Below are 14,649 nucleotides of genomic sequence, written 5' to 3'. Positions count from 1 at the left end.
AAAGAAAAATTATGGAATTAAGGTTAATAGAAGCGGTTTTACCTAAAGAAAAAAAAGAAGATATTCAAAATTTGCTTTCTAAAGAAACTGTTGTTGATTTTTGGCGGGAAGAAATTTTTGAGAATAAGGTTATTTTTAAAATTTTGGTGGATGCCACGCTTTCTGAAGAGCTTATCAATAAACTTTCAAGAAAATTTTCAAAAGATGAAAGATTCAGAATTGTAAGCATTGATGTTAAAACAACAGTGCCACTCTCTGAAGAGACTTCAAAAACAAAGCATATAAGGGTCAGTATTCCTGAACTTTATAACGCTATTGTTTCATCAATAGAAATTAATTATATTTTTATAACTATGATTATTCTCTCAACCATAATTGCGGCCTTCGGTTTGTATAAAAACAGCGGTACGATTATAATCGGGGCAATGGTTATAGCCCCTCTGCTTGCTCCGAATATTGCAGTCTCTTTTGCAACCGTTTTGGGGGATATAGAACTTGAAAAAAAAGGTGTTATGGCGTTTTTAATCGGGTGCATTATAGCTTTGCTTTTATCGATGGCACTCGGATTTTTTTTACATATTGATGTAAATAATTTTGAAATAAAAAGCAGAATTGCTGTAAATTATCCTGATTTGATTATAGCTTTTGCATCAGGAATTGCCGGGACTTTGGCTTTTACCACGGGTCAGATGATGGGGCTTGTGGGTGTAATGGTAGCAATTTCGCTTTTACCGCCTCTTGTAAATACAGGACTTTTGGTTTCTAATGGTTTTTTATTATATGCAACTGGAAGTTTTTTACTGTTTTTGGCGAACTTTGCAAGTTTAAATCTCGCCGGTGTTTTAACTTTTTTGTTTCAGGGGGTTAAACCTAGAAAATGGTGGGAAGAAAAAAAGGCAAAAGAGCATAGGATAAAAGCCATAATTTTATGGATGATATTAATTGTTATTTTGATATTTGCTATTTTTGCAGAAAAGAAAATTTTAGTAAAAAAAAGACTGTTTCAGGAGAGTAATATATATTATTTAAAAAAGTGACCCGTGTGGGAGTCGAACCCACAACCCTCGGATTAAGAGTCCGATGCTCTGCCAGTTGAGCTAACGGGTCTTTGGTATAATTATATCAAAAAAGAAGGTTTATGAATAAAGTATTTTTATGTGCAATTTCCAATATCAGAAGCGGGGCCTGCAAGGAGGATTGTAAATTTTGTACACAAAGTGTCAGATGGGGTGCTGATATAAAAAGGTTTAAAGAAAAAAGTATTGAAACTATAGTCAATGAAGCAAAACTTGCAAAAAAAAATAAAGCTGCCGGTTTTTGTCTGGTAACAAGCGGGAAAGGTCTTGATGATAAAACACTTGAATATGTATGCCGTGCCAGTAAAGCAATACTCAAAGAAGTAGATATTACCCTTATTGCCTGTAACGGAACAGCAACAAAAGAAGCTTTGATACAGCTTAAAAACTGCGGTGTTAAGATTTATAATCACAATCTTGAAACAAGCCAGGAATTTTATCCTCAAATCTGTTCATCCCACAGCTGGGATGAAAGATTTATTACATGTGAAAATATAAAATCGGTGGGACTAAAACTATGCACGGGTGGAATTTTTGGGATGGGTGAGAGTGAAAAGGATAGGGAGAGTTTAATTAATTCATTAAAAAAGCTAAATCCTGATGGAATACCTATAAATTTTTTTATAGAAAATGAGAAACTCCCTTTAAAAGCTACACATAATAAAAAATTTGCCATTAATATTATTAAAAAAATAAGAGCTACTTTTCCAAATTCTATTGTAATGATGGCTGGAGGCAGGGAAATTGTGTTTGGTGAAGATTGGATTGAAGGAATTAGAGCCGGGGCAAATTCTATTGTAATTGGGGATTATTTGACTACAAGAGGTGAAAGGCCGGACAGGGATATAGAAATATTAAAAAATTATAATATAGAGATTGCTGATGCATGCTGAATTTACTTTAATAATCACAATTTCACTGATTCTTCTTTTTTCACCGTTTATCAGTAACTTTTTTCGTTTTCCCATTTCTGCTGTTGAAATTATTTTAGGAGCGATTTTTGGGTTTATGGGGTTTTTGCCTGAAAATGAACTTTTTAATTTGTTGGCAGAAACAGGGTTTTTATATTTAATGCTTCTAGCCGGTATGGAGATTAATTTAAAAGAAATGTTTAATCTGGAAAAAAGAGTTTTTATATATGCTGTTATTTTTTTGCTGCTTATTTATATTTTAAGTTTTATTTTAGTCCATTTTTTTCATTACAGTAAGTTTTTTATAGTAATTTTTCCTTTAGTATCCGTAGGGCTTATTTTATCACTTCAGCAGGAAATCGGCAAGACTGATTGGCTTGAACTTACCATGAAAGTAGGGGTTATTGCGGAGGTTATTTCCATTATAGTTTTAACACTTCTTAGCGGATATTTTGAGTTTGGATTAAGCCCTGAATTTTTTATAAATTTTTCCATTTTGGTATTGGTGTTGATAGGTCTGGTATTCTTGTTTTTTATAATGAGGACACTTTTCTGGTGGTTTCCTGAGATTAAATTTTATTTAATGCCGGGAATTGACAAATATCATCAGGATGTGAGAATTGCAATAAGTCTATTTTTCATAGTTATTGTGCTGTTGCATAAAATCGGTATAGATGTGGTTTTGGGTGCATTTGTTGTCGGAGTTTTTTTAAAAACATTTTTTGAACACAATAAATCACTTGAACATAAACTCTCTCCTTTTGGATTTGGATTTTTGATTACCATATTTTTTGTGCATGTAGGATCTAGCCTTGATATAAAACTTCTTTCTTTTAAAATGCTGATAGACAGTTTATTAATTGTATTTTTAATGATTTTAATAAGGATATTGGCATCAGCTGTTTTTTACAAAATATTAAAATTAAAAAGCATTCTTTTTGGAATATCTCTTGCAATGCCACTTACATTAATGATTGCAGTTGCTTCCCTTGCATATCAGAATCATACAATAAGCAGTTATTGGTATAATGTTCTTGTTGTGGCGGCTGTACTTGAGGTTATTATTGTGATGGTTGGGGTGAAAATGTTGAATAAATTGATAATGAAAAATGGATAATGGATAATTTAAAAAGATTAATTGTAATTTTCCATTCTTCATTATACATTTTCCATTAATAAGAGTTGGTATAATTCCATAAAAAAGGAAAATAATGGTTGTTACAAGATTTGCGCCATCTCCTACGGGATATCTCCATATCGGAGGACTTAGGACTGCACTATTTAACTGGCTTTGGGCCAGAAAAAATAATGGAAAATTCAGACTTAGAATTGAAGATACAGATTTAAGCAGAAACAAAAAGGAAGCAGTTGATGCGATAATTAAAGCATTTCACTGGGTTAATTTAAATTATGACGATGAGGTGGTGTTTCAGAGTGAAAGATTTGATATTTATAAAAAATATATAAATGAGCTTTTAGAAAAAGGACTTGCCTATAAATGTTATCTGACAAAAGAAGAGCTTGAAACAATCAGAAATGCAAGAATGAAAGGTGAAACTCCTCCTATTGATATCAGAAAATACAGAGATTTTAAAGGTGAACTTGACAAACCTTATGTAATAAGATTTAAAGCACCACTTGAAGGTAAAATCTGTTTTGAAGACGGTGTTAAGGGATTGCAGTGTGTAGAAGCAAAGGAGATTGATGATTTTGTTATAGCAAGGAGTGACGGGACCCCTACATATAATTTTGTAGTGGTGATTGACGACCATGAAATGGGGATGACTGATATCATAAGAGGTGATGACCATTTAAGAAATACATTTAAACAGATTTTGATTTATAAAGCTTTTGGTTGGGATGTGCCTAAATTTTACCATGTGCCTATGATTCATAATGAAAAAGGCGGTAAAATGAGCAAGCGTGACGGTGCTGTGGATGTAATGGAATACAAAAGAGAAGGATATCTTCCGGAAGCTTTGCTTAACTTTTTAGTGCGTCTTGGATGGTCTTATGGGGACCAGGAAATTTTTTCTATAGAAGAGATGATAAATCTGTTTGACCCAAAAGATATAAATAAAGCGCCTAGTAGGTTTAATAAAGAAAAGCTTGATTGGTTAAATAGCCATTATATTAAAAATTCTTCAAATGAAAGAATAGAAAAACTGCTTAGAGATGATTTTGGAGTTGATATAGTAAATCATGATAGAAAAGAGATTTTAATAGATGAACTTAAAGAGAGGGTAAAAACCCTAAAAGAGATGGCTTTAGAGATTGAAAAAATATTAAATGCCCCAAGCGAATATAATGAAAAAGCGGTTAAAAAATTTTTAAAAGATGAAGTTTTAGCCAACTTAAGGGAATTTGTGGTGTTTTTAGAAGATAAAAATCCAAAACTTCCAACAGACTGGCATGATGTAATGCATGAATTTTTAGAAAAAAAACAAATTAAACCTAGAGAACTTATGCCTCCGCTTCGTATTGCAATGGTAGGGGATACCAAAGGAATTGACCTTGCTGCAATGCTAAGTGTTTTAGGACAAAAAGAGGTAATTAAAAGAATAGGCAAATTACTTGCGAGTTTTGAGGTTTTTTAAACCTCTTTTTTTGTAAAAGATTTTGACTAAATAACGGAAAAGTAAAAATATTACAGCGTAGCGGAAGTTAACGAAATTTTTACGTTAAAAAAATTGCACTTGACCCGTTAGGGCGCTTGCGTTTGCAATTTTTAGTAAAATTTGAGTGATGCTTTAGCAAAATGAAGCATTGAGCTGTAATATTTTTATTTTTGAAGTGTATATTTAGTCGTTGCTTTGTAAAATTATAAATATCAAAAAAGTTACTGCTGCATAAATCATATCAAATCCTATTGTAAATATAATTAAGCTCATTGAAACAACGGCAAAAAAAGATATTTTGTTTTTTAAAATTTTTAATGCCGACAGCGAAACTAAAAAAATAGATTAATACAAAAATCCGTTTGCGTAGGTGATAAGCAGATCTATTTTGAAATTGAGTTTAAATTTCAAAACACTAACAATAAAAATTATTCCCACAATAATAAAAAGAGCTTTTTTAAAGCCTTATATTCAGAGTGGTTGCCAGACGAGTGAGAGCTGCAACATATAAATTCAGGACCATTATGCATATGCTAAAAGCGATAAATGCTATTAATTTGTCTGTATAAGGTATGATTTTTGATGCAATTATTACAAGAGAGCGGAGGTTTTTTGATTCATTGCCGTATGCGTTGAATACCAAAACCGCAAAAGTTACGGCCATATATAAAAATGCAACTGTTGTTATTCCTATAATTACCGCTTTAAAAAAATCATTTTCTTTTTTAAATTCGTGTGATATATGGCTTAATGCTTCTATTCCTACAAAACACCAAAACACAATTGCGAAAGTTTTAATGATATGTAATTTGTGGTTTGTGATGTGGTAATTTTGAAAAAGTGCATATATAAAAAAGCAGATGATAATGGCTGTTATTGTAAATGTAATAAAGATATTTATATTTGATGAAATATTTAGTGATAAAAGATTTAATGTTAGAATTATTATGGTTGCAAAAACAATAAAATCAATAAGATATTTTTGTCCAAATGCTCCTGCAAGGTATGATGCCGCAGTAATTATTACAACCGGTGGACCGATAGGTATTATGGAGAGGTATAAAAAAGATGTTGCTTTTTCAAATTTTTTCTCGAAAGCCGCACCCACAAATGTTGCACTTTCTCCTGCACTTGGATATATTTTTCCAAGTTTTCCAAATACAAAAGCTACCGGTAAAATCATAAATGCCATTAAAAACCATACAAATAATGAAGCCCATCCGCTGTATGTTGCACTGATTGCTGGGACAATAAATACTTCACTTCCAAGAAGTGTGATTATAATTGTGGCAATTCCCTGAATTAAATTCATCAAATACCTTTTTTAAAATTATATTTGTTTTATTTGTGTTAGTCAATAAGAAACAAATATTTTGTTATAATTTCTTAAAAGAAACAGAAAAATTTATATGAGACTCTTTTGGCTTTAAAAAGGTTAATAGATGAAATTTTTTTTAATTATGTTTATATTTTTATTTTTAAATGCAAAATATTTTGAATTTAATTCAAAAAAGTATGAATACAGAGTTATTACCGCTTATGATGAAATATGTGATAAAAAAATTAAAACTAAATCTTATATTTGTTGTGGTATGAGATTTTATAGATTCAAAGATATGGTAAGTTTTATAAAAACCGGAAAATATTTCTCACCTTCTCCTTATGATATTAATCAAATAGTAAAAGAATGCAGGTTAAAAGAACTAAGAGAAAAAGAAAAATTTCAAAAGGCTTTAAAAGAGGGTGATTTTGAAACAGCTAAAAAAATTTATGAAAAATCTCATATAAAAAGTGTGTTAAAATCCATTGTGATGGATATGAATATAACTAGTTGCAAACTTAAATTTTTAAAGCCTGATTTAATTGATCTTGCAAATTCTAAAAGATATAAATTTTTTGATTGTTTTGTAAAAGATAAAAAGGCTTTTGCTAAAAAACATTGGAAAAATTTAGATAGAGATTTTTTTAAACATTACAAAATAACATTATGGGATATGTTTAGTAAAAAAGAGATAGATAGTTTTGAAGAATTTACTCTGGAGGGACTGCTTGAAAAGTTTGATAATGAGTATTTAAAAGGAAAGCTTTGTTTAATGTATATTTATTGGAGAAATTTAGAAGATTTAAAAAGGCATTTGGATTATTGTAAATATCTGCCGAAAAATTCTTTGTATTATAAAGTGATTTTTGAAAAAGAAAAAGCAAAAAAAGAACTTGAAAAAGTAAAATATAATCATTCTATAAGTAGTGATAATTTTAATTTAGGCGCTATTTTAATAAATCTTTATTTAATTGATAATGATGAAAAAAACGCAAAAAGAGTTTATTTAAAAATGCTCAATAAATGCAATAATTTAATTGATGCAATTAATTCTAAAATAATAATTTCAATTTTTGGACCATTTTTTGGAATAAATCCCTCAACTTATACTTTAAAAAAGGATTGTATTAAAGTAATTGATAATGACATTTATATGGAGTATGAATGGATTTCTTTATTTTATGATTATGAATTAAAGGATAGTAAAAAATTGGGAATTAAATAAGTAAGTTTAATAAAAAGGATTGAAATGACACTTGGAGAAAAAATAAAGTTTCTTAGAGAAAACAAAGGTCTAAATTTAAGCGAACTTGCCAAAAAAGCCGGAATTGCAAAATCTACTCTTTTTAAAATAGAAGAAAATAAAACAAATCCTACTATAAAAACAATATGGGCTATTGCTGAGATTTTGGGAGTGCCTTTTGGCGAGCTTGTAGGTGAAGGGGAGATAAAGGAAGAAGGGGTTAGTGTTACGCTGATTGAAAAAAATGAGGAGTTTGAAAGTTATAAAATGAATCTTAAAAAAAACGCTAGCTATATAGCAAAACCTCATTTTGCAGGAGTAAAAGAAAAAATTTTTGTTTTGAAAGGAAATGTAACAGTAGGAAGAGTGGATAATCCAAAAGAGATGAATCAAGGTGAGGTGTTTGAGTTTGATGCCGATACTTTTCATTTATACGCTGCTAAAAATAATTCAACGCTTATAGTTACCATTTATTATTCTAAAAAAAGATATTTTAGCGAAGATGTTTTTGTGGATGTGTTTGATAGGGATGTTTATGAAGAACTCAATAATTTAGTAGATTCAGGGGTTGAGGTTGTAAGGGTTATTGCTAAACACGATAAATATGACGCAGAAAATGTGGTTAAAAACGAAAACGGTATTTTTATTTATAAAAAAAGGGATTTAAAATTTTTTGAAATTAAAGAAATGGATTTTAAAGACGGGATTTATCATTTTCTGCCAAGTTTTTATTCTCAAAAAGAGTTAGATAGAAGCATAATTTTACATTTTACAGCATTCAAAGAAGAGCATATTTTTGAGAGGTATCTTGCATTAATTGGTGAAGTTAATCTGGCTAAAAGCTTAATTTTAAAAAGTGGATTTAAAGAGCTTATAGAAGTGCTTGAGAGAAAAAAATATTTGACTCATTTAGATAGCTTTTTAGATAAGGCAAGAGAAAAAAATATTAAAATGGAAGTTAAAAAACTTGCCACTACTTTTAGAGATGGGGGAATATACGAAGTAAAGATTAAAAAATGAAAAAAAGAGGCTTAATTGAAATGTTTACTGCCGCTTTTTTATGGGGCAGTACTCCTATTATGTCTATTCTCTCACACCTGCCAAGCGGTGTTTTTGTGTTTTTGAGGGTTATTTTTGCCTTTCCATTTTTATTATATTTTGCAATTAAAAAAACCGGATTTAAAGAGCTTTTAAAATTAAAACCTTTTTGGCCTGTGTTTCTCTCAGGTGTAATGCTTAGTCTTAACTGGATTTTTCTTTTTTGGGCGGTAAATTTTATAAGCATTTCAACTGTGATTGTTATGTATTATACGGGGCCTATTTTTACTATTATTTTGTCTGTAATTTTTTTAAGGGAGAAACTCACAAAAAACCTGATAATCGCAGTATTTTTGGCTTTTTTAGGAGTGCTTTTCAGTGTAAAAGGTGAAATTGAAATAAACAAGTATGTTTTAATTGCCATTTTTTCAGGGGTGTTTTACGGGCTTTTGGGATTTTTTTCTAAAATTGCCACAAAATATCACAAAGCTATTGATGTTACCGCCTGGCAGGTTTTTATATCCATTTTTTTAACATTTCCATTTTTATTTATAAATGATTTTAATCTTACTACTGAGGCAGTAATTGTTTCTGCTATTACCGGAATAGTTCATACAGCAATAGCGCTTTTTTTATGGTATGATTCACTTAATTATATAAAAGTTACAACCGCTTCAATTATTGCTTTTTCTGACTTGTTTTTTGCAATATTGCTTGCCTGGATTGTTTTGGGGCAGGTGCCAAATGTGTATCAAATTATCGGTGGGATTTTGGTATTTTTTGCCGGTGTTTTTATGAGTGTGGGGGAGATTAAAAAACCGGTACTCCGTAAGTTTGTTTTGGAGGAGGGGAAAGAGGGGTGAAGAGCTCTTTTTTGCCGTTTGGCAATATAAAAGTTTTAACTTTTTTTGGTTTTTTGAAATGACGAGTCAGTTCAGGGTGTATTTTTAAAAGATTTTGATAAAAATATTTAAATGCGGGTGCGCTTACCCTTCCCCCTGTCATTGATTTGCCTAAACTTGTATAATCGTCATTTCCAAACCAGACAAGTGTTTCACTGTCCGGTGTGAATCCGCAAAACCAAGCATCTGTATAATTATTGGTGGTTCCTGTTTTTCCTGCTATTTCAATACCGTTTATTCTTGCGTTTCTTCCTGTTCCCTTTTTAACAACATCTTTTAGGATATCTATCATCAAATATGCCTGATAATCCGGTTCGATATATTCATATTTAGGTTCCATTCTTATAACCATTTCATCTTTTGGCATAACTATTTTTTTTACGATATGTAAATAACTTTTTGTTCCGTAATTGCTAATAATTGTATAATTCTGGGCGAAATTCCACATAGGAATACCCACACTTCCTAGGGCTATACTTAAATTTTTTGGAAGGTTGTTAAATCCGAGGTTATAAAGTTCTTTTAAAACAGTATCAAGACCTATTGATAACACAAGATTAATGGTAGCAAGATTTCTTGAATGAACGAGGGCTTCTCTTAAAGTTATAAGTCCTAGGGTGTTTTTTTCATAGTTCTTTGGTTTCCAGTATTTGTCTTCTTCTGGTGTATCGGTTGGAATTTTAAAAGTTCTTTTGATGTCGGGAATAAGGCTTGCAGGATTATAACCGATGTTTAAGGCTATTTGATAAATAAAAGGCTTTATGGCGCTTCCAACACTTCTTTTAGACTGGGTTACCCTGTTGAATTTACTTTTTTTATAATCAACTCCCCCGATTAAAGCTAAAACTTCCCCGGTTTTTTGATTTATATTAATTAACGCTCCATTTAAATTTGATTTATTAAGCTCCGGGTTTAACTGTAATAGTCTTTTTTGATTTTGTAAAAGGGCTTTATTTGCTATTTTTTGATAATCTAAGTCAATTGTTAAATATATATCGTATCCTCTACTTAATAAATTGTGATATTGTTTTGAGAGTCTGTTTATTGCAGTATCTATCGCATATCCAACTAAATTTTTAATTTCAGGGGCTATCATGTATTTATAAACTTTTGGATGTGCTAAAATGGCTTGTTTGTATTCGTCCGCATTAATCCAGCCAAGAAGATACATTCTTTTGACAATGGAATTTGCCCTTTTTAAATTGAGTTCATAATGTTTGGTCGGATCGTAAAGGCTTGGACCTTTAGGAAGGGCTATAAGCATTGCTATTTCTTTTAGACTTAAATCTTTTAATTTTTTGTGAAAATATCCATAGGATGCTGTGGCTATTCCATAGTATCCGTGACCGAAATAAATCTGGTTTAGATATCTCTCAAGAATTTGTTCTTTGGTTAAAATATGTTCTACTTTCATGGAAATGATAATTTCTTTTAATTTTCTTTTTAGTGTTTTTTTTCTGTTTAAATAAATATTCCTGACTAACTGCTGTGTTATTGTGGAGGCTCCTTCAACTTTTTTCCCTGCTTTTATATCTTTTATGAGTGCCCTTAAAATGGCATTTATGTTTATCCCTTCATGTTCGAAAAAAGAAGTGTCTTCTGTGGCGATTAAAGTTTCTATCACTCTTCCCGGTATATCTTTATATTTTACATAGAAACGGTTTTGTTTTGAAAATCTCACATCAATAAGTTTGCCGTTTCTGTCATAAAATCTGGCTGAAATTGGAGGATTGTAATAAATGATTTTTGAAGCTACAAACCTTGTATCATTATATAAATAAAATAAATATCCAATTCCAGCTAAAATAATTAAGCTTAAAATCATTAAAAAAAAGGTAAAAATCTTTTTTATCATTTATCTCCTAAAAAATTTAAAGTTTTAGAAATTATATCAAGATTTACATTCGCTCTTAAAATAACCCTGTAAATTGGATTCTTAACTGTTGGGGGGCGAATAGCGCCAATTAAAATATTTTTTTCTAAAAGTTCTTTTTGTTTTTGAAGCAGTGTTTCATTGTCTTTTGCAGGAATTATTTTTATAAGCGAATCAGTGTTAAAAAGTTCTTTTCTTTTTTTGATTTTTTCTTTAAACAAATTCAGGTTATTTTCAATTTCTTCCAAACCGTAATATGCAATCAGTGAATCGACAGGGCTTAAGGCGGTTGTATAAATTACACTTCTTGCCTTATTAAGTAAAAATTCAATTACTTCTTTTTTTGCCAAAATATAAGCCCCGTAACTTCCAAGTGCTTTTCCTAAAGTTCCCATTTTTATGGTTTTGTTCGGATTTAAATTATATTCATCAGTAATTCCCATTAAATTATTTCCAATTACACCTACACTGTGGGCTTCGTCTATTATCAGGTGTCCTATTTCCTGGGCGTAATCTGTTATTTCTTTTTTTACCTTATCTCCCATCATAGAGTAAATCCCCTCAACCACTGTAAAAACTCTATTGTACTTTTTATAATCAACTGAGATTTTTTTTAAGTTTTCAAAATCATTATGTTTAAAAAATTTAACTTCGGCACCAGTTAGTTTGCTTCCGATTATTCCGCTTGCGTGGTATTCTTCATCCACATAAAAAATATCACCTTTTCTGCCAAGTTCAAACAAAGCCATATTTGCTAAAAATCCGCTGCCAAGAATTAAAGCCTCTTCAAAATTATTAAGATTTTTTAATTTGTCTTCAAGTAGTCTATGTGCCCTATGGTAGCCGTTTACAAGCATCGATGCTTTTGCTGAGTGTGATTTAAATTCTTTAGCTTTAGAGCAGGCTTTATCTAAAATTTTTTTATTTTCTGCAAGTCCCAGATAATCGTTACTTGCCAAATCTGTTATATTGTCAGGATAAAGATTCCTTTTACGGAGTCGGTTTTTTTTCTTTAAAATATTTAATTCTTTTTCATACATTTGTTGTTTTTCACTTTAAATTTTTAATTTAAAAATATTTTTCCATTTTTTGTTTTTTTTAGTTAAAATTTTATCAAAAAAGGCCATTAATGGATATAAGAAAAGAATTTTTAGATTTTTTTGAAAAAAAGGGACATAAGGTTTATCCGTCATCCCCGCTTGTGCCGGATGATCCGAGTTTGCTCTTTACAAATGCGGGAATGGTTCAGTTTAAACCTATTTTTACCGGGGAAAAACCAGCCCCTGAGCCTCCTAGGGCTTGTTCAAGCCAGCTTTGTATGAGGGCCGGCGGAAAACACAATGACTTGGAAAATGTAGGATATACAAACCGTCACCATACGCTTTTTGAAATGCTTGGAAACTTTTCTTTCGGGGATTATTTTAAAGAAGAGGCAATTGCATATGCATGGGAATTTGTGACAGAAGTTCTTAAACTTGATAAGGACAGACTCTGGATTACAATCCACGAAAGCGATGATGAGGCCGGGAAAATTTGGGAAAAGTATGTTAGTAAAGATAGAATTGTAAAAATGGGGGATAAGGACAATTTCTGGCAAATGGGAGATACAGGTCCATGCGGGCCATGCAGCGAGATACATTACGACCAGGGAGCCGATAAGTTTAATTCACCCGAAGATTATTTAGGAGGAGAAGGGGACAGATTTCTTGAAATCTGGAATTTGGTTTTTATGCAGTATAATAGAGATGAAAAAGGAAATTTAACGCCGCTTCCAAAACCAAGTATCGATACAGGAATGGGGCTTGAGAGAATAACTGCCATTAAAGAAGGGGTTACAAGCAACTATGAAACTTCTATTTTTAAACCCTTAATAAACAGGGTTGTAGAAATTACTGGAAAAGAATATTTTACAGATAAAAGAGGGGCATCTCACAGGGTTATAGCAGACCATATAAGAGCTGTTACTTTTCTTTTAGCCCAGGGTGTAAGATTTGACAGGGAAGGCAGGGGATACGTTTTAAGGAGGATTTTAAGAAGGGGCGTAAGACACGGTTATATGCTCGGAATGAAAGAACCTTTTATGTATAAAATCGTTGATACCCTTGTAAATCAAATGGGACATCAGTATCCATATCTGATTGAGAAAAAAGAAGCTGTAAAAGACGCTATGAAAATGGAAGAAGAGAGATTTTTTGCCACTATTGATAAAGGAATGGAGTTATTTAAAGAAGCACTTGCCAAAACAACAGGCGATATATTCAGCGGTGAAATTGCATTTAAACTTTATGATACATACGGATTTCCTCTTGATTTAACCCAGGATATGTTAAGGGAAGTTGGAAAAAGAGTGGATATTGAAACTTTTGAAAAACTTATGAACGAGCAAAAAGAAAGAGCTAGAGCTAATTGGAAAGGCAGCGGGGATAAAAAAATAAATCTTAAAGACCTAGAAAAATACGGGGCAAATAAATTTGTAGGATATGAAAAAACATCTCATAAAACAAAAATAAAAGCCCTTTTTGATGAAGAATTTAATGAAGTAAAAGAACTTAACGGTTCTGGCTGGGTGATGTTAGAAGAAACTCCTTTCTATGCAGAAAGCGGAGGGCAAATAGGAGATAAAGGTATTATTAAATGCGGCGATGAAATTTGTGCAAAAGTAGTGGATACTAAAAAATTTGATGAAAGAAACCTCTCAAAAGTGGAAGATGCAAAACTAAAAATAGGCGATGAGGTTGAGGCAATTGTTGATGAAATGAGACGTGAAATTGCAAAACACCACTCAGCTACCCACTTGCTTCACGCAGCACTTAGAAAAGTATTGGGAGAACATGTAACTCAGGCTGGAAGTTTGGTTGAAGCTAACAGGCTTAGATTTGACTTTACCCATCCAAAAGCGCTTACTAAAGAAGAACTTGATAAAATAGAAGAAATGGTAAATAATGTAATAGCAAGAGGAATTAAAGGCGAAGTAGCCGAAATGCCAATTGATGAGGCTAAAAAACTAGGGGCTATGGCTCTTTTTGGTGAAAAATATGGCGATATTGTAAGGGTGGTAAAATTTGGAGATTTTTCAGTTGAGCTTTGCGGTGGAATCCACGTAAAAAATACGGCTGAAATCGGAAGTTTTTATATAACAAAAGAAAGCGGGGTCAGTGCAGGTGTTAGAAGAATTGAGGCGGTTGCCGGGCTTAGTGCATATAAATATGCAAAAGGTTATAGAGACTTAGTGGAAGAAATTAAGGCAGAAAATAAAGCAAAAGATATAAAAACATTTATTGAAAAGCAAAAAGAGGAAATTAAAAAATTAAAAGAGGAAATTAAAACTCTTCAAAAAGCGGCGGTTAAAGAGATTAAACCGATAGAAAAAAACGGTATCAATTTTGTAATTGAAAGAATTGATAATGCAAATCTCAGGGAAATTGCAACAGACTTAAAAGGTAAAATTGATAATCTGGTTGCATTTTTGGCTGGAGTTAACAATGGTAAAGTTTCTATTGTGGCTGTAAGTAAAATACCTGAAATTAAAGCAGGTGAACTTATCAAAGAATTTGCTCCTATCGTTGGCGGGAAAGGCGGTGGAAAACCTGACTTTGCACAGGGCGGCGGAAAAGATGAAAGCAAAATAGATGAAATGATGAATAAAGTAAAAGAAAAATTTTTATAA

At 31.5% G+C, this 14,649-nt stretch carries 11 protein-coding genes and 1 tRNA gene; 8 read left to right on the top strand and 4 right to left on the bottom strand.

The window, feature by feature from the left end; translation table 11 throughout:
- Nucleotides 1-11 precede the first annotated feature (11 nt).
- Nucleotides 12-1,037, top strand: coding sequence for a TIGR00341 family protein (locus LNAT_RS08435; protein ID WP_096260167.1), 1,026 nt, complete (start codon nucleotides 12-14; stop codon nucleotides 1,035-1,037).
- Here the strand turns inward: LNAT_RS08435 and LNAT_RS08430 are convergent.
- Nucleotides 1,035-1,107, bottom strand: a tRNA-Lys gene (locus LNAT_RS08430). The two genes, LNAT_RS08435 and LNAT_RS08430, sit on opposite strands and share 3 nt — an antisense overlap.
- 31 nt (nucleotides 1,108-1,138) lie before the next feature.
- Between LNAT_RS08430 and LNAT_RS08425 the strand changes: the two genes are divergently transcribed.
- From LNAT_RS08425 to gltX, 3 genes are all read left to right on the top strand, one after another.
- Nucleotides 1,139-1,969, top strand: a complete 831-nt coding sequence (locus LNAT_RS08425) for a biotin synthase (RefSeq protein ID WP_096260166.1) — start codon at nucleotides 1,139-1,141, stop codon at nucleotides 1,967-1,969.
- A complete protein-coding gene (locus tag LNAT_RS08420; RefSeq protein WP_096260165.1) occupies nucleotides 1,959-3,104 on the top strand; it encodes a cation:proton antiporter in 1,146 nt (381 codons plus the stop codon). Before LNAT_RS08425 ends, LNAT_RS08420 begins: the two co-directional genes overlap by 11 nt.
- Before the next feature lie 94 nt (nucleotides 3,105-3,198).
- On the top strand, nucleotides 3,199-4,584 hold the full coding sequence (gltX, locus tag LNAT_RS08415; protein ID WP_096260164.1) for a glutamate--tRNA ligase: 1,386 nt from the start codon (nucleotides 3,199-3,201) through the stop codon (nucleotides 4,582-4,584).
- Nucleotides 4,585-5,062: 478 nt separating this feature from the next.
- On the opposite strand, the gene LNAT_RS08410 is transcribed toward gltX, so the two are convergent.
- Nucleotides 5,063-5,917, bottom strand: a complete 855-nt coding sequence (locus LNAT_RS08410; protein WP_096260163.1) for an amino acid permease — start codon at nucleotides 5,915-5,917, stop codon at nucleotides 5,063-5,065.
- 130 nt (nucleotides 5,918-6,047) lie between these two features.
- On the opposite strand from LNAT_RS08410, the gene LNAT_RS08405 reads away from it, so the two are divergent.
- The 3 genes from LNAT_RS08405 to LNAT_RS08395 are packed head-to-tail and all read left to right on the top strand — an operon-like array spanning nucleotide 6,048 to nucleotide 9,070.
- Entirely contained in the window at nucleotides 6,048-7,151 is a 1,104-nt protein-coding gene (locus tag LNAT_RS08405) for a hypothetical protein (protein WP_096260162.1), read from the top strand.
- A gap of 24 nt (nucleotides 7,152-7,175) precedes the next feature.
- On the top strand, nucleotides 7,176-8,189 hold the full coding sequence (locus LNAT_RS08400) for a helix-turn-helix domain-containing protein (RefSeq protein ID WP_096260161.1): 1,014 nt from the start codon (nucleotides 7,176-7,178) through the stop codon (nucleotides 8,187-8,189).
- Nucleotides 8,186-9,070 carry a DMT family transporter gene (locus LNAT_RS08395; protein WP_096260160.1) on the top strand — a complete coding sequence of 295 codons (885 nt, stop codon included), beginning with the start codon at nucleotides 8,186-8,188 and terminating at the stop codon, nucleotides 9,068-9,070. The genes LNAT_RS08400 and LNAT_RS08395 overlap by 4 nt, the downstream gene beginning before the upstream one ends.
- Here the strand turns inward: LNAT_RS08395 and LNAT_RS08390 are convergent.
- Both LNAT_RS08390 and LNAT_RS08385 read right to left on the bottom strand, forming a co-directional pair.
- The gene (locus LNAT_RS08390; RefSeq protein ID WP_096260159.1) at nucleotides 9,018-10,964 is read right to left on the bottom strand and encodes a transglycosylase domain-containing protein; all 1,947 of its coding nucleotides are present in this window, start codon (nucleotides 10,962-10,964) and stop codon (nucleotides 9,018-9,020) included. The two genes, LNAT_RS08395 and LNAT_RS08390, sit on opposite strands and share 53 nt — an antisense overlap.
- Nucleotides 10,961-12,022, bottom strand: a complete 1,062-nt coding sequence (locus LNAT_RS08385; protein ID WP_096260158.1) for an aminotransferase class I/II-fold pyridoxal phosphate-dependent enzyme — start codon at nucleotides 12,020-12,022, stop codon at nucleotides 10,961-10,963. The genes LNAT_RS08390 and LNAT_RS08385 overlap by 4 nt, the downstream gene beginning before the upstream one ends.
- 89 nt (nucleotides 12,023-12,111) lie before the next feature.
- On the opposite strand from LNAT_RS08385, the gene alaS reads away from it, so the two are divergent.
- Nucleotides 12,112-14,649: an alanine--tRNA ligase gene (alaS, locus tag LNAT_RS08380; protein WP_096260157.1), complete on the top strand. Its 2,538-nt coding sequence runs from the start codon at nucleotides 12,112-12,114 to the stop codon at nucleotides 14,647-14,649.

The sequence above is a fragment of the Lebetimonas natsushimae genome (genome assembly GCF_002335445.1).
Classification (GTDB): domain Bacteria; phylum Campylobacterota; class Campylobacteria; order Campylobacterales; family Nautiliaceae; genus Lebetimonas; species Lebetimonas natsushimae.
This window is presented reverse-complemented; position numbering and strand designations above follow the sequence as displayed.

What these genes read in the sequence shown, in the direction of transcription:
- LNAT_RS08420 (WP_096260165.1), top strand. Translation starts at nt 1,959, where the DNA reads ATGCATGCTGAATTTACTTTAATAATCACAATTTCACTGATTCTTCTT.
- LNAT_RS08395 (WP_096260160.1), top strand. Translation starts at nt 8,186, where the DNA reads ATGAAAAAAAGAGGCTTAATTGAAATGTTTACTGCCGCTTTTTTATGG.
- LNAT_RS08435 (WP_096260167.1), top strand. Translation starts at nt 12, where the DNA reads ATGGAATTAAGGTTAATAGAAGCGGTTTTACCTAAAGAAAAAAAAGAA.
- LNAT_RS08390 (WP_096260159.1), bottom strand. Translation starts at nt 10,964, where the DNA reads ATGATAAAAAAGATTTTTACCTTTTTTTTAATGATTTTAAGCTTAATT.
- LNAT_RS08405 (WP_096260162.1), top strand. Translation starts at nt 6,048, where the DNA reads ATGAAATTTTTTTTAATTATGTTTATATTTTTATTTTTAAATGCAAAA.
- LNAT_RS08400 (WP_096260161.1), top strand. Translation starts at nt 7,176, where the DNA reads ATGACACTTGGAGAAAAAATAAAGTTTCTTAGAGAAAACAAAGGTCTA.
- LNAT_RS08425 (WP_096260166.1), top strand. Translation starts at nt 1,139, where the DNA reads ATGAATAAAGTATTTTTATGTGCAATTTCCAATATCAGAAGCGGGGCC.
- alaS (WP_096260157.1), top strand. Translation starts at nt 12,112, where the DNA reads ATGGATATAAGAAAAGAATTTTTAGATTTTTTTGAAAAAAAGGGACAT.
- LNAT_RS08410 (WP_096260163.1), bottom strand. Translation starts at nt 5,917, where the DNA reads ATGAATTTAATTCAGGGAATTGCCACAATTATAATCACACTTCTTGGA.
- gltX (WP_096260164.1), top strand. Translation starts at nt 3,199, where the DNA reads ATGGTTGTTACAAGATTTGCGCCATCTCCTACGGGATATCTCCATATC.
- LNAT_RS08385 (WP_096260158.1), bottom strand. Translation starts at nt 12,022, where the DNA reads ATGTATGAAAAAGAATTAAATATTTTAAAGAAAAAAAACCGACTCCGT.